At 44.1% G+C, this 22139-nt stretch carries 19 protein-coding genes, 1 tRNA gene and 1 other annotated feature (1 of these 21 only partly in view); of the genes, 14 read left to right on the plus strand and 6 right to left on the minus strand.

The features are described 5' to 3' along the window. Positions 1 to 37 precede the first annotated feature (37 nt). Entirely contained in the window at positions 38 to 1408 is a 1371-nt protein-coding gene (locus tag ACM0OZ_RS18485; protein WP_414584288.1) for a lipid-A-disaccharide synthase-related protein, read from the minus strand. 150 nt (positions 1409 to 1558) lie between these two features. Here ACM0OZ_RS18485 and ACM0OZ_RS18490 point away from each other — a divergent pair, with 150 nt between their 5' ends. Continuing rightward, positions 1559 to 3745 (plus strand): BamA/TamA family outer membrane protein, encoded by a 2187-nt coding sequence (locus ACM0OZ_RS18490; RefSeq protein WP_414584289.1) that lies wholly within the window; start codon positions 1559 to 1561, stop codon positions 3743 to 3745. A 237-nt stretch (positions 3746 to 3982) separates the two neighbouring features. Next, positions 3983 to 5671 carry a serine/threonine-protein kinase gene (locus ACM0OZ_RS18495; RefSeq protein ID WP_414584290.1) on the plus strand — a complete coding sequence of 563 codons (1689 nt, stop codon included), beginning with the start codon at positions 3983 to 3985 and terminating at the stop codon, positions 5669 to 5671. Positions 5672 to 5736: 65 nt separating this feature from the next. On the opposite strand, the gene ACM0OZ_RS18500 is transcribed toward ACM0OZ_RS18495, so the two are convergent. Continuing rightward, positions 5737 to 6711, minus strand: a complete 975-nt coding sequence (locus tag ACM0OZ_RS18500; RefSeq protein ID WP_414584291.1) for an SGNH/GDSL hydrolase family protein — start codon at positions 6709 to 6711, stop codon at positions 5737 to 5739. Positions 6712 to 6951: 240 nt separating this feature from the next. Here ACM0OZ_RS18500 and ACM0OZ_RS18505 point away from each other — a divergent pair, with 240 nt between their 5' ends. Further along, complete coding sequence (locus ACM0OZ_RS18505; RefSeq protein WP_414584292.1) at positions 6952 to 7185, plus strand: hypothetical protein; 234 nt, start codon at positions 6952 to 6954, stop codon at positions 7183 to 7185. Positions 7186 to 7246: 61 nt separating this feature from the next. Further along, complete coding sequence (locus tag ACM0OZ_RS18510; RefSeq protein WP_414584293.1) at positions 7247 to 7378, plus strand: hypothetical protein; 132 nt, start codon at positions 7247 to 7249, stop codon at positions 7376 to 7378. A 96-nt stretch (positions 7379 to 7474) separates the two neighbouring features. On the opposite strand, the gene map is transcribed toward ACM0OZ_RS18510, so the two are convergent. Next, entirely contained in the window at positions 7475 to 8314 is an 840-nt protein-coding gene (map, locus tag ACM0OZ_RS18515) for a type I methionyl aminopeptidase (RefSeq protein WP_414584312.1), read from the minus strand. 143 nt (positions 8315 to 8457) lie between these two features. Between map and ACM0OZ_RS18520 the strand changes: the two genes are divergently transcribed. Then, on the plus strand, positions 8458 to 8646 hold the full coding sequence (locus tag ACM0OZ_RS18520) for a ribbon-helix-helix domain-containing protein (RefSeq protein WP_073627333.1): 189 nt from the start codon (positions 8458 to 8460) through the stop codon (positions 8644 to 8646). A gap of 165 nt (positions 8647 to 8811) precedes the next feature. Here ACM0OZ_RS18520 and ACM0OZ_RS18525 read toward each other — a convergent pair whose 3' ends face one another. From ACM0OZ_RS18525 to ACM0OZ_RS18535, 3 genes are all read right to left on the minus strand, one after another. Continuing rightward, the gene (locus tag ACM0OZ_RS18525) at positions 8812 to 9285 is read right to left on the minus strand and encodes a GNAT family N-acetyltransferase (RefSeq protein ID WP_414584294.1); all 474 of its coding nucleotides are present in this window, start codon (positions 9283 to 9285) and stop codon (positions 8812 to 8814) included. 142 nt (positions 9286 to 9427) lie between these two features. Further along, complete coding sequence (locus ACM0OZ_RS18530; RefSeq protein WP_414584296.1) at positions 9428 to 10081, minus strand: cadmium resistance transporter; 654 nt, start codon at positions 10079 to 10081, stop codon at positions 9428 to 9430. Positions 10082 to 10410: 329 nt separating this feature from the next. Continuing rightward, positions 10411 to 11763 carry a PrsW family glutamic-type intramembrane protease gene (locus ACM0OZ_RS18535; RefSeq protein ID WP_414584297.1) on the minus strand — a complete coding sequence of 451 codons (1353 nt, stop codon included), beginning with the start codon at positions 11761 to 11763 and terminating at the stop codon, positions 10411 to 10413. Between ACM0OZ_RS18535 and ACM0OZ_RS18540 the strand changes: the two genes are divergently transcribed. From ACM0OZ_RS18540 to rplA, 9 genes are all read left to right on the plus strand, one after another. Next, positions 11755 to 11880, plus strand: coding sequence for a hypothetical protein (locus tag ACM0OZ_RS18540; protein ID WP_414584298.1), 126 nt, complete (start codon positions 11755 to 11757; stop codon positions 11878 to 11880). The genes ACM0OZ_RS18535 and ACM0OZ_RS18540 overlap by 9 nt on opposite strands. A gap of 954 nt (positions 11881 to 12834) precedes the next feature. After that, entirely contained in the window at positions 12835 to 16314 is a 3480-nt protein-coding gene (locus tag ACM0OZ_RS18545; RefSeq protein ID WP_414584299.1) for a LamG-like jellyroll fold domain-containing protein, read from the plus strand. An 823-nt stretch (positions 16315 to 17137) separates the two neighbouring features. Then, positions 17138 to 18529 (plus strand): hypothetical protein, encoded by a 1392-nt coding sequence (locus ACM0OZ_RS18550; RefSeq protein ID WP_414584300.1) that lies wholly within the window; start codon positions 17138 to 17140, stop codon positions 18527 to 18529. Positions 18530 to 19059: 530 nt separating this feature from the next. Next, the gene (gene rplS / locus ACM0OZ_RS18555; protein ID WP_041036650.1) at positions 19060 to 19422 is read left to right on the plus strand and encodes a 50S ribosomal protein L19; all 363 of its coding nucleotides are present in this window, start codon (positions 19060 to 19062) and stop codon (positions 19420 to 19422) included. A 148-nt stretch (positions 19423 to 19570) separates the two neighbouring features. Further along, positions 19571 to 19643, plus strand: a tRNA-Trp gene (locus tag ACM0OZ_RS18560). Between the two features lie 192 nt (positions 19644 to 19835). After that, entirely contained in the window at positions 19836 to 20057 is a 222-nt protein-coding gene (gene secE / locus ACM0OZ_RS18565; RefSeq protein ID WP_414584301.1) for a preprotein translocase subunit SecE, read from the plus strand. Beyond that, on the plus strand, positions 20057 to 20701 hold the full coding sequence (gene nusG, locus ACM0OZ_RS18570) for a transcription termination/antitermination protein NusG (protein ID WP_414584302.1): 645 nt from the start codon (positions 20057 to 20059) through the stop codon (positions 20699 to 20701). The genes secE and nusG overlap by 1 nt, the downstream gene beginning before the upstream one ends. A 5-nt stretch (positions 20702 to 20706) precedes the next feature. Beyond that, a complete protein-coding gene (gene rplK / locus ACM0OZ_RS18575; RefSeq protein ID WP_041036644.1) occupies positions 20707 to 21132 on the plus strand; it encodes a 50S ribosomal protein L11 in 426 nt (141 codons plus the stop codon). A gap of 114 nt (positions 21133 to 21246) precedes the next feature. After that, on the plus strand, positions 21247 to 21963 hold the full coding sequence (gene rplA / locus ACM0OZ_RS18580; protein ID WP_414584303.1) for a 50S ribosomal protein L1: 717 nt from the start codon (positions 21247 to 21249) through the stop codon (positions 21961 to 21963). Positions 21964 to 22010: 47 nt separating this feature from the next. Then, positions 22011 to 22139: a sequence feature (ribosomal protein L10 leader region), on the plus strand; it runs 71 nt beyond the window's last position.

A 22139-nucleotide genomic window follows, 5' to 3' on the forward strand; every position in this document is an offset into this window, starting at 1 on the left:
TCTGATTCACGCAGTAAGCATATTGAAGCTGAGACAATCAATATTCATTCCACAATAGCTCCATCAAATACTCAGCTATTCGTTTGGCTGCTCCTGGTTTCCCCATTCGTCGTATGCCATTTTCCGCGATCGCTTGTAGAGTGTCTGGGTTGGCAAGTAGTGACTTTACTGCTTTGGCAACTTCTGTTGGTTCTTCTACTAAAATCACAGATGGTCCTAAATGACGGCTTTGTGCTTCCGCAAAGGCATAGGTAAATTGGGGTCCTTGTCCGGGAATGGTGATTGCTGGTTTTCCTAAACCTACAAATTGTTCTGTTGCTGTCCCCGCCATGGCGATCGCCATATCTCCCAAATGCAAGCAGTCGTTATAGGCATTTTGCGACAAAATAAAAAATGCATTTTTTTGCTTAAATGTCAAGGTATCTGCATCAGGAATTTGAATTGGAGGTTCAGCGTGGGGATGCCAGCCTTGAGATTCAAGAATTTGGCGGATACTTTCAAAGTGTAAACTGGGGGCGATCGCTCCCAAGAACACCATTGTTCCAGAAGTGTGTCCTACAAACTCTCGCTCTCTAAAAAGTGCCATCATTGCAGATACGGCTATCATAATTTGGTGCCAGTTGCCGTATGCTTCTGGGGGACGCGAACCAGGGAGAATAGTCACAATCAAAGGTCGAGCTAATTCTTGCTTTTCGGCATCAGCACTATAAAATCTTGGACGTGGAATTGATGGTTCCAAACCATCCATCATTGGGTTGCCTAAATCAAAAGCGGGAATGGGCCACTTTTTCAATATCTCTGCTGTCAGCGAATCTCTAGGAAACACTGCCTTGCAACGTTGACGACTCATCAACCAACGTTCCCAAGGGTGGTAAATTGAACCGGAAAAGTTTTCCCACGATGCCCCTCTATTTTTCCGCTTTAATAAATCAACTTCATCTCGCACATAGTACTCTGATTTCGCGGTACCCACAAAGGCATAGCTGGCATCACTCAACCAAGCAAATAACAGCGGTATAATATCGCCCACCGCTAAAATAGCTTTCCTGTTGCCTGATTTTTTCTGAGTATTTACCCAGTGACGTACAGCTTTTATTTGACTTGCAGTGAGTTGTAACAAACCACCTTGTACATCTCGTACAAACTGGCGTCCATCCATGTAAACAAATCCACCAGAGGGCATCGTACGTACCGAACCAATGAGGCGAATATCCAACTGTTGGTAAGCGTGTCCTTCTCCCACTAATGGCAAAGCGAAGATTTCCGGTGGGTTCGGTTGTTGCTGAAGTTCTTGCAAAATACGGACTGCGATCACATCCTCTCCATGTCCGTTGCTTAAAACAAGTAACCGCAAGCGAGAACTTTCTTCGGAGTTAGAGGTTAGGGGTAAAGGTGATAATTCACTCATGAGAAACAAAAACTTAAATACAAGTGTCTTTTGGGAGAAGAGGAATGAATGGGGGTATAAATCGGCGCAAAGCAGGAAGTTAGTATTATCCCCATTACCTAACCTCAGTACGGAAGTACAAACTAACTCCCAGTGAACTAGGCTACTATTATGCGAGTTTCTTCTGCTGCAATTTTTACTTTAGTGACTTTAGCGGCTGGCAATGCTAGTCAGCAAGCATTGGCTGCACCCTCAGATACTCCTGAACAAGCTGAAAAACATGATAACTTAGTGGTGCCGGTGACTGAAGAAACACCTGCACAGATAGAAGGGATTGCACACCCGGAAACAGTAGTTATTGGACAATTTTCGCAAAAATCGGGCAATGTGCAAAGTGGTGGTAGTCATAATTCAGTTGTGATAGCTCCCCAAAAGAACAAACAGACACGGGAACAACGAACAGCACAAGAAGTAGGAAGAGAAATTACTTTTCCATCCTCCCCATCTTCCTCATCCTCCTCATCTTCCTCATCCTCCCCATCTTCCTCATCCTCCTCATCTTCCTCATCCTCCCCATCTTCCTCATCCTCTCCATCCTCTCCATCCTCCCCTCCAGCTACGAACAGTGATTTAGTAGTCTCTGCTACAGGAGTGCAGATAGTAGGAGCCAATGAAGAATTGCAGCAGATCATTCGCAGTGTGATCAAAACTCAAGCTGGTGGGGAAACCAGTCAAACTCAGCTACAGAAAGATGTTACAGCAATTTTGCAGACAGGTTTATTTACAAATGCTCGTGTGAATAGCCAATCTACACCAACTGGCTTAACTGTAGAGTACCAAGTAGAACCAGTGATTGTGCGTTCTCTACAACTTTCAGGGGCTAATACGCTGACGTATCAAGTCGCCAGGGAACGCCTCGAACCTCAAATAGGAAAAGTCATCAGCCCGAATGGTCTCAAGGAAGCAGTACAACAAATTAATAAATGGTACGCTGACAATGGTTATAAAATTGCACGGGTGATATCAATCCAACCCAGTCGTGAAGGAATCCTGACTTTAAATGTTGCTGAAGGTGTCGTCAACGATATCAAGTTTCGTTTTCTTAATGACGAAGGCAAGCCAGTTGATGACAAAGGTAAGCCAGTCGCAGGACGCACCAAAACAGATTTCTTGCAGCAGCAGCTCAAGCTGAAGTCAGGACAAGTCTTTCAAGAAAATTTGGTTAAACAAGACTTACAGCAACTGTATAAAACTGGTTTATTTCAAAATGTTAACGTTGCTTTTGAAGGAGATGCAACAAAACTGGATGTTATTTACGAACTCAAGGAGATAGGAGCGCGTTCTATCAATTTGGGTGGGAATTATAGCGCCGATCAGGGAATAGTCGGCACGTTAAATTATCGAGACCAGAATGTTGGCGGTGTTAACGATACTTTCGGTGTCAATCTTGAAGTGGGTGCCCGTGACTTTCAATTTGATTCCAAGTTTACCAGTCCTTACCGAGAAACCAATCCAGACACCTTTGGCTACAGTGTGAATGCTTTCCGCAAGCGGGGACTTTCTGACAGTTTGGATGGAGATGTCAAGCTGGCAAATGGCGACAGAGTGCGCGAAGGTCGAGTTGGGGGAAGTTTTAGCTTTGAGCAACCAATTGAGGGTTGGGATGCTTCCTTAGGACTCAACTATACCCGTGTCAGCCTTCGCGATCGCGACGGCAAAATTTCCCCCACCGATGAAAACGGGAATCCCCTGTCTTTTAGTGGTACGGGTATAGATGACTTGGCGACTGTATCCTTCACCGCCATTAAAGACGAACGGGATAATCCTTTGAATCCGACTCAAGGTTCTGTTCTCAAACTTAGTACAGAACAGTCGATTCCTATTGGCGAGGGAAACATTTCCATGAATCGCATCAAGGCAAACTACAGCCAGTTTATGCCTGTGAAGTTATTTGAGTCTAAAAACCCACAAGTCTTTGCCTTGAATCTCCAAGCTGGTACAGTTTTGGGTGATTTACCACCTTATGAAAGTTTTAATTTGGGCGGTCCCAATTCCATACGCGGTTACGATGGCGGTGATGTTGGCAGTGGTCGTACTTATGTGCTGGCTTCCGCAGAATATCGCTTCCCGATTATCCAGGCATTAGGAGGTGTATTCTTTGCTGATTTTGGCTCAGATTTAGGTACTGGTGAAACTGTCTTGGGAAACCCTGCGGGAGTTCGTGGTAAACCTGGTACTGGTTTTGGTTATGGGGCGGGGGTGCGCTTTGACTCACCCTTGGGCTTGATTCGGGCTGACTTTGGACTGAATGACCAAGGAGAAAGCCGTCTGCATTTTGGTATCGGTCAACGCTTCTAAAAGTGCACAGTGTTGAGTAGAGAGTGCTGAGTATATTATGGAGAAGAAAAAGTTTGGAACAGTCGTCTGTGGAGTGAGGTCATTGAAGAATGCTGAGTCATGAACTAGATTTGATATCGCTTAGGATTCACGTTAGACTCAAAACTCAAGACTGGAGCTTTGCTTTGTTTCACTCTTGAGTTTATGACGCAGTACTCATTATAGTTACTCAGCACTTCAATACTCAGGACTCCCTATATGTTAGCTGGTAAAACCTTGCAGGGTGGCAAATATAGCTTAGACCAGGAAATAGGTCGAGGCGGCTTTGGTATTACGTTCAAAGCAACTCACCACTTCTTGAATCATATAGTGGTGATTAAAACTCTCAATGAAAAGCTGCGACAGCATCCTGATTTTGTCAAGTTTGAGCGCCAATTCCAGGATGAAGCGAGACGATTGGCGACTTGTATCCACCCAAATATTGTCCGGGTGAGCGACTTTTTTGTTGAAGATGGGTTGCCCTACATGGTGATGGAATATATTCCAGGTGAAACTTTGGCAGAGGCATATATCTTACCAGGGATGCCTTTACCAGAAGTGACAGCAATTCATTACGTCCGCCAAATTGGAGCCGCCTTGCAGGTGGTGCATCAAAATGGTTTGCTGCACCGGGATGTGAAACCAGACAACATCATCCTCCGTCAAGGAACTGCTGAAGTGGTGCTGATTGATTTTGGCATCGCACGCGAATTTAATAATGGGGTCAGACAAACTCACACAGGAATTGTTTCTGAGGGCTATTCCCCAATGGAGCAGTATTTGTCACAAGCAACCCGCACTCCTGCAACCGATGTTTATGGTTTGGCTGCAACACTTTATGCACTGTTGACAGCACAAGTACCGATGCCAGCACTGCTACGCGATCGCGAACAAATGCCTGCTCCCCGCGAGTTACAACCCTACTTAAGTGCTGCTGTCAATCAAGCCGTCATGCGTGGTATGGCAATTGAGGCTCGCTTTCGTCCACAGACAGTGGCAGAATGGTTGGTGCTGTTACCGGGCAATAGAGAAGCTACACAGCAGCCAGTGTTAACACAAACAGTGCCAACTGTCAATTTATCTGTCGATCCATACCCAGATTTGCCACCGCAACAAGTGGCGGCTCTGAGCAAAACCTCAACCCCATCACCTTTGGGGAATGTCAATTTCAACAAAGTTGTCAACAAGCTTTCGTCACCTAAGGTGTTTATTGCCACGGGTATAGCTCTTGTGGCTGCTACAGCAGGTTTTGCTGTCACAAGTATAGTTACCAAAACTCAGCCACGCTCATTTCCACAACCTGTTGTAGAAAAGCGTGATGCTAACGAGGAAACACCTAAAATAAAGATTACACCATTGCCTTCAACTCAACAGACTAACACTGCCCAGAAACAAAATAATGCTTCGTCGGCTGTTGAATCTGCACCCACCTCCACACGGCGTAGGCGTATCCGTCGTGTTTCAACTGAAGAATCTCCCAGTCGCAATGTCACAGAAGAATCGCCTCAAACCTACTCCAGAAAATCCCGCTCTCGCCGCCGATATCAACAAGAACCCCAAGAAGCTTCGCCTTCCCCTAGCAGTGATTCTTCGTCGCGATTAGTTGAACGACTGCGGGCAATTCGCGAATCTCGCAGAACTTCCTCTTCACCATCTTCAGTAAATAACCCACCGTCTTCTCGTGACGCTTCTGAGTCGTCGCCCCCACCCAGCCAATCGAATAATTCTCCTGTTGTTGTACCAGCACAGCCATCTACTGCGGAATCAAAGCAGTCTGATTCTCCTGCTGTAGTCGTTCCTACAGTAGAACAAGTCAAGCAAAATTCATCATCTGCTGAAACTCAAACCGAAGTGCAACCTCGCAAGGAAGATAAGGAGCTGCAAAACCCACAAACTGATAACAATTAGTTCATAGTTGATGATCAAAACTGGAAATTCCAGAGTTTTTTTAACTACTAAATATTGACTATTGACTAATCGTGTGGTAAGTCAGTTTGTTCTACCTGATGTAGTAGCGATCGCCAAACCTCGTACCCTTCTGCGCTCAGATGCAATCCATCTGTGGTCAATTCTTGGCGCAAGTTACCTTCAAAATCTGTAAATGAATCATAAAGATTCAAATAATCAGCTCCTTCTTGTCTGGCAATCAGGGCGAGTTGATCATTAAGATGACGAATACGGGTATTCGGGATTGCAGACAAACGAGTTGGCAGAATCGATTCGATAAAAATTATGGTTTTTGGGTGAGTTTGTCGCAACTTGCGAACAATCTGGCGGTAATTGCCTAAAATGGTTTCGTCTGTCGTACCCTTCCGCAAGTCGTTAATTCCAGCCATGATATAAATGACATCTGGTTTGGTTTGAGCAAAAACAGACAACCTTTTTAAAATACCGTTGGAAGTCTCTCCAGAAATTCCCTGATTGAGCCACAATCTACCTACAGGCAATTTTTCTCTAGGAAACCATAAACTTAAAGAATCACCCAGTAGGATTCCCAAACGATTGTCACCTTGACTTTGAGCCATTGCTTTGGCTTCCATAGCCAATAAGTTTTTCCAATCCTCATATGTCAGTTGAGTGTTCTTCGTAGATATCAACGATGACTTTATGCTGTCTTCTGGTAAGCTTGGATAAATCTGACCCGCTTTGAGCGCCGCTAACCTTTCGTAGTAAAGTTGCTTTCCAGATGTAATTCGCCGAGAAACGAGTTGAGTTTTTGGGCTAAGCTGCGATTCTAGTGGCTTTGGCAACCAAGAGTTACTCTGTTCTGCTTGAAAAATTTCTGCATTAGAGAATATTTTTCCACCGACATTTGGCTTTAAATCGTCTTTTAAATTCCAAATGACTCCGCTATTTCCTAAGTTGACATTAGGCAGATGTGGAAGAGCTGATGTTGGTATTACCAATCCTGTTAACAAGCCTGCTGCCAACAGATAAAGGTCCCTCATCTTGATATCTCTCCTCGACGTACTGCTTTTTTCTATTGACAGCATTAATTAGTTGAATTCAGGAAAATTTTTAAATAGTTATCTCATTATTTTTATTTATGTATCTATTTGTGTAAAGCTTGGCGACATTGCATTTATAATCTCTTCAAGGTTTTTGCATATTGCTTATAGCAATTTTTATTAAGCCTTTTGCGTAAGTAGATTCCATCTGTGCCCATCTGTGGTTAATTATTCTTTTTTTTGACTTTTGCAAGAAGTCCTATTGTTGTCAAAAACTACTCGCGTCACCTCATGTGGTACGGCATCCAAGAAGCAGGCTGTGGTGTACGAATTTATACGGTGTTAGGTTTGTCGTCAGGGCGATTGGCTCCGTCAGTGCCCAAGGGGCGATCGCCAGTGCGTGCCGTCAAGTATAGCAAAGCAAAACCTGTGGCAATACGGTTCGGTGAACCTCTCGCCCACCCCCTCTCCTAAAAGGATACTGCTGACGAATCAGGGGTGCGACCCTCTAAGACGTATCCGTTGAGGGGGGAAAGTGACGCAACTGGGGAACGCTACGCGCTTATTTGGCGGTGCCGAGTACGGCCACAAAGACCCCTCACGGGCAGTTCACGGGCAGTTAGCGCAGCCGGCACTGCGCTGTCGCCGCCAAATCTTCCCCAGTTAGTTGCTGGGTGAGGAGTGATACCATTTCACGTTAATCGCGATACATTGAAATTCTGTAGAGACGCGCCATGGCGCGTCTCTACACTACCGATTTGTATCATCCTTTTCCTAAAATGGTATGAGAGCAACAACAACGGTCAGTTAAGATTTCATATCCATTGTCAGTCACAAGCAATGTATGCTCAAACTGAGCAGCTAGGGATTTGTCTAATGTGACTACAGTCCAACGGTCTGATAGCGTACGGGTCTGTTTAGAACCAGCAGTCACAATCGGTTCGATTGTTAATGTCATTCCAGCCCGGAGTTTCACATTTGGCATTTCACGAGTACGAAAGTTGAACACTGAAGGTTCTTCGTGCATATTGCGACCAATTCCATGCCCAGTGTAGTTTTCAAGAACACTGAAGCCGTGTGCCTCTACACAATCTTGAACAGCGCCCGCAATATCCATCAGATACGCTCCTGCTTTGACTTGCTCAATTCCCTTGTAGAGTGCCTCTTCAGCAACTTGAATCAACTTTTCTGTTTTTGGGGACACCTTACCCACGGCAAGAGTGATACAAGAATCACCGTGAAAGTTCTGATAACAAGCCGCTGTATCAACCTTCAAAACATCTCCAGGTCGAATCACCCGCTTAGAACTGGGGATGCCATGCACGGCTTCATGATTAATCGAAGCGCAGATAGAGCCAGGAAACCCGTGATATCCTTTGAAACTGGGTGTAGCGTCCATTTCTCGGATGCGTTTCTCTGCGTAGGCATCTAAGTCAGCAGTCGTCATCCCAGGTTGCACTATTTGAGAAATCTCTTTGAGCACAGTTGCAACAATCGAAGCTGCTTGACGCATGATTTCAATTTCACGTTGGGACTTGAGGTTAATACCACGACTTTGCCGTTGAGTAACGGGCTGGGTGAAGAGGCTATCAAGGATATTCATGCCGAGAGAGGTAAAATTCACTATGCTAAAAATTCACTATGCTAATGTAGCATAGCATAGCATAGCTTATTTAAAGGTAAGACAATAAAAGCTATAGTAAAATGCTATGGTAAGTACTATCTACGCAATATATAGATTTTGAAATGGGCGGCAAAACTCTATTGTCTGGTGTAACAACCTACATTTCCCCGGAACTGAAAGCAGAGTTGGAGGCATGGGCACAAGAGGAAGAACGCTCTATTTCCTGGCTTCTTGCCAAACTTATTGAAAATAAGCTTCAGGAACGACGACAAAAAATATCACCAGTGAAGACTGCGAGCAACCAGGATTAGCTACGCTAAGCAACATAGCCTCTGTTTGGAGAAAGCGTGACCTATAGCAATTCTCGCTTGCATAGAATACACCCATACAGTAGAACCACGGCAACAACAGCCCCTACAAGCAATTTGTATGAGATTCAATTGAGAAGTGCTATGTTGCTGCATTCACTCTCTCAATTATGTAAGTTCCTTGCGATAGCAAATACTCCATGAAGAGTTGATGTATTTGCCCCAACAAGAACAACGCTTGTAGCCTGCTTTCTCGTAAAGCGCTACAGCTTCTGGCTGACGTGTACCTGTCTCTAAAATCGCAGCAGTATAACCAAAGTTACGTGCAGTATCTTCCAGCTTTGCCAGAATTTGCTTTGAAATACCACGCCCACGCATAGTTGGAATAACAAACATACGCTTGACTTCGGCTATGCCCCGTTCATCAAACGGACGAATTGCACCACACCCAATTGGCTGACCATCTAACCTGGCGACTACAAACGCAGCACCAGGCACATCCATATCAGATAACTCAAATCCTCCCTTGCCCTGTTCTGCATCCTCGTTGTAACGCTTTGCCAGTTCACAGGAAAGCTGTTCAATCAGTTCTAGCGCATCATCTGAACAAACAGTTTCAACTTCCACACAGACAGTTGACATAAATCAGTTCAGGCTTCCAATTTTCAAAGTGGGGAAGTTCGTAGTGAGGAATGCGCGTCCTCTTGCACGAAAGCAAGGACTAAAGTCCTTACTACAAACAAATTTTATTATGGGTTTCGCCTCATTCAATAACAGCTTAAAACTAGATAAAAAGCCGATACGATTCACTTTTCATCAAAATAGAGAATCCCAACCAAATTAACACAAAGGGGAAGATTTTTCGACCATAGCGAGTGAGAAGGGGAGCCATCAGAGGATTACGAGTCATGAAGTAAGAGAGGCAGCACCACACTCCAATCGCCACATAGCAAACACACAAAATCACACCCAAACTTGGCAGATTGCTGCTGGCAAATAACGGCACGTAGATCCCAATGTTGTTCCCTCCATTTGCAATGGTGACTGCGGAAACGCGGTAGGTTTGGCGATCGCGTAGAGTTGCCCATAGTGATTTCTTATGGCGGTGAGATTTGGCACCAGAGGTGAAGTTCATTGACACCGTTTGCACTTCCTCTCCTCCGTCTTCTCGACTCATGAGATGACTGATACCAATAATGATTGGAAGCAAACCTAGCAATCCAATCCAAGTACTTGGAATGAGTAAACCGCCGAAGAAACCAGGGAGACTAGCAAGCACTAATGCAGTGAATCCAACAAATTCACCAAGAACAATATGTTTGGGACGAAAGGTGCGGTTGACTTTTCCAAAGAAGGCTGTCAAGTATAAATTATCGTCAAATGTGGTTGCTAAAGCCGTAGAAATCCCAATAACTAATGTGCTAATTAGCCAAGTCATAACTGTTATTCACTATGATTCAATGCTGTTCTTCGTTGTCCTTTTCTGCTTCTCAAACCGAGGGCAGTGCAGGAAATTGTTCAATTGTCAATCAAATTAGTGATTTTTGTCTGAGCCAGGTACCTTGGCAGCGCATGACTACAATTTAGGGCTTTCTACTCAATCAAAGCAAATCTTCTTTTTTTTCAAAACGATAAATAAAAGTTATGAATAATCCAATTTTTAAGGAGAATTCGCACGGCTTCAACGTGGTTAAGGTAGGGAGGAATGCGTTGTGCGATTGGCTTTGCCACTGCCCCTTGGGCAATCGCCTTTAGGACATCAAAAATCTAACGATAAAACCGCGTGGCAAAGTTCTGCGATCGCGACGGCGACAAAGCACGCCCTTTAACAATTGCTGCCCCTAACAAAGCGTAAGATATACCACCAACTACGATCAACAACAATAAAACAAAGGTTCCCAAGGTAGTTGCTAGTCCTGTACTGCTATTCCACAACCCATGAAGCCCAGCCGCACTGAAATATCCCAAAGCCAGAATTTGCCAACCGTGACGTGGCTTAAGTATACTCAAGCCAATACAATATCCAAACCATCCACTCCAAGCCATATGACCTGCCACATCACCTAAAATTCGCGGAATCAGGAGTTCTAACCCCAGCCGCAAACCAGCATCTGTTCCCATCTGTTGTGCAACCTGTGCAATAGTACCAGGCACATACTGACCTAAAGTTTCAAATAAGGTGAAGCCAACTGCAGAAGCACTTCCAATCAAAATTCCATCTAAAGGTTCCTCAACGCCAATATCTTCTCGCGTGGGAGATGTAAATGCTCTTCCTAAAAAATAAAATCCGATAATTGGCAAAGCTTTAAGCAATTCTTCCAGCAGTCCAGCACCAAAAAAGTATCGCAGAAACAACTCGCCAAAGCTAACAGTACTAGGGTTATCTGGTATACTTCCTGGAAGAATGCTGCGAAACACCAAAAAAAATAGACTCAGAACCGGACTGAGCAAAATTAATATCGTAAAAACAGCAGAAGCAATTAGCACCCACCAAGCTTTCGGCTTACCACACAACTGGTAAACAAAATATAAGGCAGCAGTTGCTAAGTACGCACCTAATAATATTTGATATAAAAATCCTTGTACAAAAAACAGTAGTACCACGAGTATGACTGTGATGATTCCTGGTACTAAATAAGCCTTGCGAGTGAAATCTTTTGGTCGAAAAAGGATAGGAAGCATCTGCGACCAACTCGCCTCAGTATCGGTATTAACTAACGCCCGAGGATTTGTACTCATCGTCACCCGAGTTACTGTTACTGATGAGTGTGGTTCGTCAACGCCTTGGTAGTTGTATTGGTACTCAAACAACAATTCTGGACCACTATTGCCAAGCTTAATGCGATCGCCTGCCTGCAATTCCTGACATCCCTGTAAAACCTCTCCATTTAAATAAATCCCATTGGCACTATTCAAATCACACAGCACATAGCTTGTTCTGCCATCTGGCGTTTTAGATGAGCGAATAATAGCATGACGCCGCGAAACCATGGCATAATCATTAGAATTCAAGACAATTTGGCAACTGCGATCGCGCCCAATAACGACCTCACCGGTTTGAAGCAGTGAGTAAGATGTTTCTCCACTTGTGGAGACTAACCGCAGAAATGCATGACTCATCCAAGCAACCCCGCCACCCCTCCCTATAGTAACTTGACAGCAGGTAGTGTTAAGGTTCAGCTTGGAAGCCTTCAAGCAGGAATGGGATTGCGGACGGCACTGCGTTTTGGTTTTTAGATTTTTGTATAATTTAATACTTTATAGTGTACGGATTTATGAATAAGAGAATGGTCCTAATGTAGTCGCCGTGTCTAAATAGCAGTCAACAAAAGCCCTTGTCAACCTGCTATAGGCAATAGTTACTAATAATTTACCTGAAAGTTATGGTTATCCATTACTAGATAAGGCTTCTAAGCGGTTGCATCGTAGGATACCATAATTATTGTGAATTTACCTTCTTATTCATTCTTCTGATACTTTGAAACAACAACCTCTTGCTTAAGTGAGTCCTGCAAAATAGCCGTTTTCAATTAATTTAGAAATTTTTAGAGTTGCTAAAAATCTGGACTGCTGTATCTAAAAGTACAAAATTTTGATTCCCAAAAACAACTATAAAAAAAGTAAAATTCAATACTTTATTCCACAGGAATTTTTAGTTTTTCTCACATTTTGCTTATGTAATTATAAAATTCTTAGGTAAATTCAAAAATTACAGATAATTACTGAGTTATTTGTATAAAAATTTTTGTATGACTCAATGGCTCAACTTAGCTTCTATAAGCTTCATAAATATGTAATTTTTTATACTATTTAACTTTTAAAATCTTCTGGGTTATTATTCTTTTCAGAAATAACAACTTCTTTGATAGTTACTTGATGCCTATCAGTATGGCATTGAAGGGGAGATCACGCGAAAACGTAAGTGTGGTTTTGAAATCGCACGTCTTGAGTGAAAAATACTCTACACCAAAAGCCGTGACTATTAAGGTGGAGAGCAGTGTGAGAGATAGTTTGAGCCAATACACATTTCTTAGGTGTAAATCTGAGAACGATACTTGCAAACCAACAAGTCAAAGTCAGTAACACTTACGCCAAGGTAGAGGAAATGTGAATTTGGGAAAAAAGGGAGGTAAGACGCGATAGCGCTTTTCTCCCGCTCCTTGGGGGCGATCGCATCTTGGCGGGCACTTTGTGCGATCGCGCGTAGTGCCTTCTGGGCAAATGTGGCTACCCAACAGCATCAACCGTACAAACAACTACTTTGGTAAGAGCAATTCCTCTGGTGATGGTTATCTGCAAGCCAAGATGAGTGATGTTCGCCTCTGGAAAGTCGCCCGCTCACAGCAAGAAATTGAAGACTCCATGTACCTGCAACTGGCAGGAACAGAAGTTGGTTTAGAGGGTTACTGGCGTCTGGGTGCCATTGTGGAAGGCAAAGAAAGAAAAGTTGTTGATTTTTCCACTAACGGTAACGATGGCTCAGTATATGGCGGTGCATTTGTCAATGCTGTAACGCTACCACGAACCCTGAAAGATGGCAAACAGGCTGTCAAATACGCCAATGATGAACTGTTTGCTGTTACCCAAAGGGCAACTTATGTGGAAAGTTTTGAATTCAAAACCAATCCACAAGTTGATCCTAACAATGCCGACGGTGCAAAAAACAAGATTTTTCAATTCTTCTGTTGGGGGAAAAACAACCGAAGTTCAGAGCAACGCGTTGATATTCAAGGACAAGCCATAGACTTTAAAAATCTGGAAAATGGCTGGTATCAAGCCTCGTACCGCTTCACCGTGCCAGATGATATTAACTTAGTGCGCTCTTTTGGCATTGCCAATGTCAAAGGCACTTGGGAAACTCTGGAGATCCGCAAGCATCAGATCGTTTTGGAGTCTGAAGCAGTGACAGAGGTTAAGTACGCTGACAGTGTCACCTTGACAACTTTAGCTGATAACCAAGCTCAGTTGTCAGAAAAATTAGAGCAAATGAGGCTCAAGGAAAGTGAGGAAGCAGCTTTGCTTGAAGACAAAAATGATTGCGAAGCTAAACTTGCTGCACTATCCAACCTTGAAGAAACACGAAAAACGGTTGAGGCTTTAAACTCAAACGTGAAAAACCTTGAGAGCGAAGTGGCAACTCTAGAATCTAAATACAAGCAGGAAGTAGAAAGCCCTCTCAATTATTGGTGTCAGATTTACAGTGTGGACACAAAAAGACATATAGCCCCTTGGAAGAGAAGCGATTATTATTATGTCAGAGCGGACGATAGCGACCTCAAGAAGACTCCAGATGATTACCTCTTCAAATTTGAAGAGCAGAGCAATGGTTATTATTCCATTTTCAACAAAGGCAAAAACACGGAGCTACGCCCTACTACTGAGAACAATTCTAATGTTTTAGCTATCAACACAAACAGGGATAAAATTCCCGATTACTTCCACTGGGAATTTAAGCAGATAAAGCCATATAATGAACAGCATTATCTTATTAGGAACATAGGTAAAAGGGCATATATAGCCCCCTACCGCGATAAAGATTACAATGTCCGTGCTGACATACCCATTCCTCAGCCTGGTCTTCAAACTTATGCTTGTACGTGGAAATTAAAGAAAACTAAGGACACAACAAACAATAAAATCGATGAGGCCAAAGAAGCTTTAGACCTCAAGCGACAAGAACTCACAACAAGTCAGGAAGAATTAGAGCCACTTCAAACTGCATTAAATGCAGACGACGACCAAAAAAAAGATTGGGAAAATCGCCTGCAACAAGTTAACACTCAACTGTCTCAAGTTCAAACTCAGTTGAACACTTTAAACACTGACCTGCTCAACGGTATCAAAAACACTTATCAGACACCGCAAACCCTGCCGCAAGTCGCTAAAGACGACAAGAATTTGTTGACAAAAGGTGCATTACTAGGATTTGTTCGTCCCACCAGCCGACTCACTGCTATTGAAACCTGCGAAGGCAACGTGCAACTGAGTTACTTTGATGACAGCGGTACGATGCGCCTTACCAACTTTGACGCCACTTCTGACAGTCAAAATTCTACCTTTGAGCAGTGGATTCCGGATGCTCTACGCCCTTGTTTAAACCTCCAGCAAAACAACAGCGCCGTCATTGTGGACAACACCATTCCCTTGGCTGACGAATACACGATAGAAGCCTGGTTTTTCTATCCCCTGCCAAAAACAGCGGTGTGGAATACCTTAGTCGGTGCTAAAGATACTACCGATCACCATATCGTCGTTTATCAGGGAAAACAGTTAGGCACTTTGGTTAACGGTCTTTTTTCTGACAGCGGCTACAATCTGGAAGGGTTGTCTTCCGGCTGGCATCATTTGACTGTTGTAGGACGCGGGAAAGGCGAAAAAGCAACGTCCAGCTTCTATATTGACGGCGAACAAGTCGGTCAAGTCCAAACCAGAACTGCCCTGAAGTTTGATGGACAGGATGATGAGGTCAATTGTGGTAGTAAAATTAATCTCGCCAATGCCAGTTTTACTGTGGAATTTTGGGCAAAGCGTGATGCTATTGGAAAAAACCAATATGTATTCTCTCAAGGATCAGGAACCACAAACCAAGGATTGGGCGTTGGTTGGCAAGATAACAATCAATTCTTCTTTGCTTTTCACGGGAACGATCTATATACCCCTAATACTTACACAGACACAGAATGGCACCATTGGGCATGTGTCTATGACAGCAACACCAAAAAGCGAATAATTTACCAGGATGGTGAAAAGGTCGCTGAAGACACTGCTACAGAGAATTATCAAGGAACAGGAGAATTACTAATTGCTGCAATTTCGGGAACAACTAGGTTTCAAGGTGAGATTCAAGAAGCCCGTATCTGGAAGAGAACTCGCACTCAGCAAGAGATTCGAGCCGATTTTGGGAAAACCCTAACGAGCAAGGAGACAGATTTGGTGGGATACTGGCGTTTTGCCAAGAACTCTGCAAAAGATTATTCCTCTAATGCAGCCCCAGCTACCCTTTCTGGAAACCCAGAGACTGTGACATTGCCAGCCCAAAGTAGTAAGGATATTTACACTATAGGGAATGCTCAAAACGGCTCGCAACAATTTGGGAAACTGGCAGAAGTCCGCATTTGGCAAATACCCCTGAGTGAAGAAGAGATTCAAGTCAACAGTAAAACACTGCTGACGGGGAACGAACCGGGTTTATTTGCTTACTATCCTATGATTGAAGCCACCGGAACTGATGTGCGAGACTATACGGGAAATCAGTACTCTGGCAAGATTCAGAACGCCATCTGGTGGGGAGCAGCACCGCCTATTGGCACCGTTAAGACTATTGGCACCGTTAAGATCACAGGTGATGCAGTTGTCAGCAGCGAATACAGTACTGTTGGTCTAGACCCTAGTACAGGGCAAAAGATTGCTATAATGCGGCGCTTGTTCGCCTATCCTACCGCTGATGGTGTGACAGTGCTGCCAGACAAACGAATCGAACAACTGGAACTGAAGTGGATTGGCAATGCCCAGTTTGCACCCACTCTCTTAGGCTACATCGAAGGTCCGCCGCCAGTCCCCAGTGAAAACTTAACCGTCTCGGAAAATTACAACGGCGCGACTTCAGTAGAATTGACTATGTCTGATGATGTGAACTTTAGCTGGAACCGAGCACAGGAAGCAGGTTTGTGAACCACTATTGACACATTTATAGGATCGGAAACGGAAGCAGAGGCAGGTTTATTCGTTACCTCAAGACTAGCAGTATCACGCCTCGGGTTCAAAGGCAACCTTAACTTCAACTACAATTTCCTGAATCAGAGTAATATTACATCCGGTTCATCCCTGAGTATGACCGATAAACTGGAGTTGCGCGGTACGCCGGAAGTGCAACCCAAGTTTCCTCATTTAGCTTGAACGGAAAGACGCGCCCCACACCGTACTCGAAGAGTCGGTGCCCTTATGAATAGCCGAACAAAAACGAGGCGTATCCCCGACCTATGTTAACCATAGGTTAGCGCGGGAGTGGGGTACCCTCGTTTTTGTTAATCTCCGTGTTGGGCAAAGAGTCAACAAGCGTCTTCAACAATTTGAGTAATCGTCTTATCTTTACTTGAGGCATATAATCGTAACTTATTCAGTCTGCTTTGTTGATATCCTTAAATTCAATCGTGCTTCTTTCATAATGGGTAGTCAAAATCTACCCATTATGCTAACATAGAGAGGTGTTGACAAAGGCTAAAATTCTGGTCAACCATCTGTACCTAGACAACTGAAGATAAGGGGTTTTACTAGGAAGTGGGGTTTTAAATATGCTATACGCTAACTCCTGCCTCTAGTATGTAAAATCTTCAAGGAACGTAGGGGAATGGTTTTTCAATCATTCAAGTCGGGAGGGACACGTGCCTGACTATAAACTGCGGTAGTGGGAAACAGTTGGAGTACCACGAACGAATTTCTGCTCCGGATAATTTCCGGCAGAAGCCTACACCGTACCGCTCTTGTCGGTGTAGGAGTGTCACGAAAGCGATATATCCCCAAAAACGTCGGCTACGCCTTGGTGGTTTCTAGTCTGGCAGACGTGTTTATCACCCGACTCCAGCGGACTGGGAAAATGATTGGCTACGAGGTTCGCCCTGTCGATGGCATTCCACCGGATGTCAATACCATCACGTTCTTGATCAATCCGGCTTATACCATGAACGGCAGCTTAGATGGGATGACAGGTAGCTATGCCACGAGCGATCGCTTCTTCAAGGAGGTTCCAGATATGCGGGCGCAGTATGGCTCACTCTACCCTGCCAGTTACTATCGCCTCCGAGAAGCCTATGACCTCAAACAACAAATTGAAGCAGAGGATAAGCGGCGAGAATCCTATTTTGCCCAATTTAATGTGCGTTTGGTAGATGAAACCTCTTTGAAGCGAAATATAGACAGTGGAGATGCTCCAGCGACAATATCTGTCAACCGAGAAGAAGATCAACCCGAGACAGAAATGACTGAGGAGGAGAAGAAAAAAGCAGAGGAGGAAAAAGCAAAGAGTCTTCAAACAGAAGCACAAGCAAACCTCACTCAGCAAAAAGAAGATACGAACAAAAAGCAGGAAGAAATCAAGGCTAAGATCCAAGATCAACAGACAAGAGTCCAAGCCACAGACAGTTTTGAGTGGTGGCAGAAAAGGATGGAAGCTATCCAAATTCGTGCTGGTAAGCGCAATATTGTCAATACCTATGTTTGGGATGCTGATGGCGGACTGCGGACAGAAGCCCAAAGCTTTGCCAATACAGTAGAACACTCCATCGGCGGTTCCTTTGCATTCAATGGGGGTTTCGGTGCTGACACAAAATTTGGAGTCGTGGCAGCGAAAGTTGAGCTAACTGCACAAGCGACTGTCAACATGACCCAAACCATGAATAAAACCGAAAGTCGTAGCAAAGCCTTTCAGTTAAACGTGGATTTGAGTGGTGTAGAAAGCATCGGCGTCACCGACTACAACGACAACCCCATCCAGCCAGGGGAAAAAGTAGACCGCTACCGCTTTATGAGCTTCTACCTGGAAGGCGACACCAGACACTTCTATGACTTCTTCACCTATGTAGTCGACCCTGAGTGGCTGCAAAGCAATGACGAAGAAGCGCGTGCTTTGCGGCAAGTGCAAGCAGGCAAACCCAACAAAGCTTGGCGGGTGCTGCACCGCGTCACTTATGTGGAACGTCCCACCCTGATGGGTATTGGTCGAGATATTCGCCAATTGTCTGATGCTAAAGCAAATCCAATTCAAAACCTAGAGGCTAAAGTGATCCAATTGGAGCAGAAAACTTCCAATATAGAGCAGAAGTTGGATAAAATCATCCAATTGCTGGCATCTAACAACAGTTCCTTAGCTAACGTGGACCTGTTCTCATAGAACTTAGGCGATCGCAGTAAGCACGAACGCGCTATATAAGTACTAATGGCTCAGATTCCCGACTTCGCCGAAGTCGGGAATCTTGTTGTTCACCAGCAGATAACTGCATCTTCTGTTGCAGTGCGATCGCCTTTATGCGGGGCTTTGCCCATCGCCTAAGCCTAGCGACATCGGTAGACGAGAGCGGGCGCGTGGTGCATTTTCAAAAAATAAAAGCTTTGCGCTTAAACTTTTCACATAGTCTTGGGTGCTATCAAATGAACAATCGTCACAAGACAATCAGTTCGCAAGGTATAGTCTGGTTCAGGACAGAATCAATAGCTCGTTGTAATAACTTCAAGCGGTTGTAGTTCATGAAAACGACATTAAATTTCATACATCTCACACTTGTTTGCACAGCCTTTATGTATTTTTTGTAATAGTTTTGTGTTTTCGATGACGTTGTCGTCAAAAAATTCTCTCTTTAAAATAAGTAGACTGTAAGGTAGTTGTCGATTTATTATTGTTGATTGTGAGTTTTTCCGTGAACTATGAATACTCAAGAAATAATCCGCTCTATTGAAGCGGAACAACTAAAATCTAATTTGCCCCAAATATTTGTGGGCGATACAGTCAAAGTCGGAGTCAAAATTAAGGAAGGCGACAAATACCGCGTACAACCGTACGAGGGTGTGGTCATTGGTAAACGCAATGGCGGTATCAATGAAACCATTACAGTCCGTCGCGTATTCCAAGGCGTAGGCGTTGAACGGGTGTTTCTCGTGCATTCTCCTCGGATAGATAGCATCAAAGTATTGCGTCGTGGTAAGGTAAGGCGTGCTAAACTTTATTATCTACGCGATCGCGTTGGTAAAGCTACCCGAATCAAGCAGCGCTTTGACCGCGCTCTTTGATCTAAGAGCTAGATATGGTTCAAGGGTTCAACAAAAAGCGGCGGGAGCCGCTCCTAAGTTCCCTCGACCAAAATCAACTAAAAAAATTTGCCAAGTTGCGTTAAACTAAGGTAAATTAAGTGTAATAACTGAATAAAAGCAAGCCTGTGCGCTCTTAGTTCAGTTGGTAGAACGCAGGTCTCCAAAACCTGATGTCGGGGGTTCAAGTCCTCCAGGGCGCGCTGAAAGCAAAAATAAAGCCCGAAAATTATGCAAGATCTGCTAACATAGCAGTATGATTGAAAATTTCGGGTGTAATTTTTGTGTATGCGGCTTTTTGCTTCAAACAAGTAGGTTTGAGTAGTAGCTGTGATACAAAGATAAAATGAACAGGCAATAGTTTTCTGGTTCAGAAATGGGGGCGAGAGAAGACCGTGGCCAAAAAAAACGAAGCACAAATGACAGAGACCAACAATGGGTTTAGCATAGCGAACTTTTTTAATGGAATAAAGGAAGAGTTCGACAAAGTCGTTTGGCCGAGTCGCAAGCAGCTGATAAGTGAATCAGCCGCTGTGTTATTAATGGTGACTCTCTCCGCATCCTTGATATTTCTGGTAGATAAATTCTTTATTTGGGCAGCACAACAGGTGTTCTAATGACTTCTGCAACAGACGGAGATTACAATGCGACGCAGCAGTCAGATGATGCCGCAGAAACAGCGTCAGAAGCTTCTTCAACAGAAGCCCGCTGGTATGCAGTACAAGTAGCCTCTGGCTGTGAGAAGCGTGTTAAGACAAACTTGGAGCAGCGCATTCAAACCTTTGATGTCGCTGATAAAATTATCCAAGTGGAAATTCCACACACACCAGCAGTGAAAATCCGTAAAGATGGTAGTCGCCAGCATACGGAAGAAAAAGTCTTCCCTGGATATGTGCTAGTGAGGATGATGATGGATGACGACACATGGCAGGTGGTCAGAAACACCTCTCATGTGATTAATTTTGTGGGAGCAGAACAAAAACGTGGTAGTGGCAAGGGTCGCGGTCACGTAAAACCGCTACCGCTGAGTTATACAGAAGTAGAAAGAATCTTCAAACAGACCAGCGAACAGGAACCAGTTGTCAAAATTGATATGGCTGCTGGTGATAAGATAATTGTGCTTTCTGGTCCGTTTAAGGATTTTGAAGGTGAGGTGATTGAAGTCAGTCCAGAACGGAGTAAACTCAAAGCCTTGCTTTCGATTTTTGGACGGGATACACCAGTAGAATTGGAATTTAATCAGGTAGAGAAACAGAGCTAATAAAAATGGCGAAAAAAGTAGTAGCGGTCATTAAATTGGCCCTGAATGCTGGGAAAGCCAACCCAGCACCGCCAGTGGGACCTGCATTAGGTCAGCATGGCGTTAATATCATGATGTTCTGCAAAGAGTACAACGCTAAAACAGCAGATCAAACTGGAACAGTGATTCCAGTAGAAATTTCGGTGTATGAAGACCGGAGTTTTACATTTGTACTCAAGACTCCTCCAGCATCGGTGTTAATTACTAAGGCAGCTAAAATTGACAAAGGCTCTAGTGAACCCAACAAAAAGAAAGTTGGGTCTATTACTAGAGAGCAATTGAAGCAAATTGCTCAAACAAAACTGCCTGACCTTAACGCCAATGATGTTGAAGCAGCAATGAACATCATCGAAGGCACCGCAAGAAACATGGGCGTCACAGTTACGGATTAGTTATTAGTCATTAGTCATTAGTCATTCGCTTGAGACAAATGACAAAGGACCAAAAAAGCAAAATTATTCGGGGGAGAGGCAAAGCTTCGTAATACACCCCAGGAGAAAGAAAAAATGGCAAAGAAAGTATCGCGCCGAATACAGGCGTTACTAGAAAAAGTTGAAGACAGGGATTATGCACCGCTAGATGCTTTATCCCTTCTTAAAGAAACAGCAACAGCAAAGTTTCCCGAAGCAGCAGAAGCGCATATCCGGTTAGGAATTGACCCAAAATATACTGACCAACAGCTGCGGACAACAGTAGTACTGCCCAAAGGAACAGGACAAACGGTACGGGTGGCAGTCATTGCTAGAGGGGAAAAAGTAACAGAAGCAAGCAATTCTGGTGCTGATGTCGTTGGTTCAGAAGAACTGATTGACGAAATTCAAAAAGGTAGGATGGACTTTGACAAGCTCATTGCCACACCAGATATCATGCCTCAGGTGGCAAAGCTTGGTAAGTTACTCGGTCCTCGTGGTTTGATGCCATCACCCAAAGGTGGGACAGTGACATTCGACCTGGCAAGTGCGATCGGCGAATTCAAAGCAGGTAAATTAGAGTTCCGAGCTGATCGTACTGGCATTGTCCATGTTATGTTTGGTAAGGCATCATTCTCTCCAGAAGATTTACTAGTAAACTTGAAGGCGTTGCAAGAAACAATCGACCGTAACCGTCCTTCAGGAGCTAAAGGTCGTTACTGGCGCACAGTGTACGTGTCTTCCACAATGGGACCATCGATTAGGGTAGATATTAACGCCCTACGCGATGCAAAATTGACCGAAGCAGCATAGTAGGTTCGTAGTCAACGCTGTTTGCGTTTGCTATAAACAAATTACGAAAATGAAATAAGCAACAACCAAAGACAGCAGGTGCTATTCGCTTAATATCCTGCCGAGGTTTGCGCCCTAATTGCTAAAAGTACCTCACGCGCATTGTGTGACTACTGTTGCATAAGGATCAGAATGTA

Source organism: Scytonema sp. PCC 10023 (genome assembly GCF_963920835.1).
Lineage (GTDB): Bacteria > Cyanobacteriota > Cyanobacteriia > Cyanobacteriales > Nostocaceae > Kalymmatonema.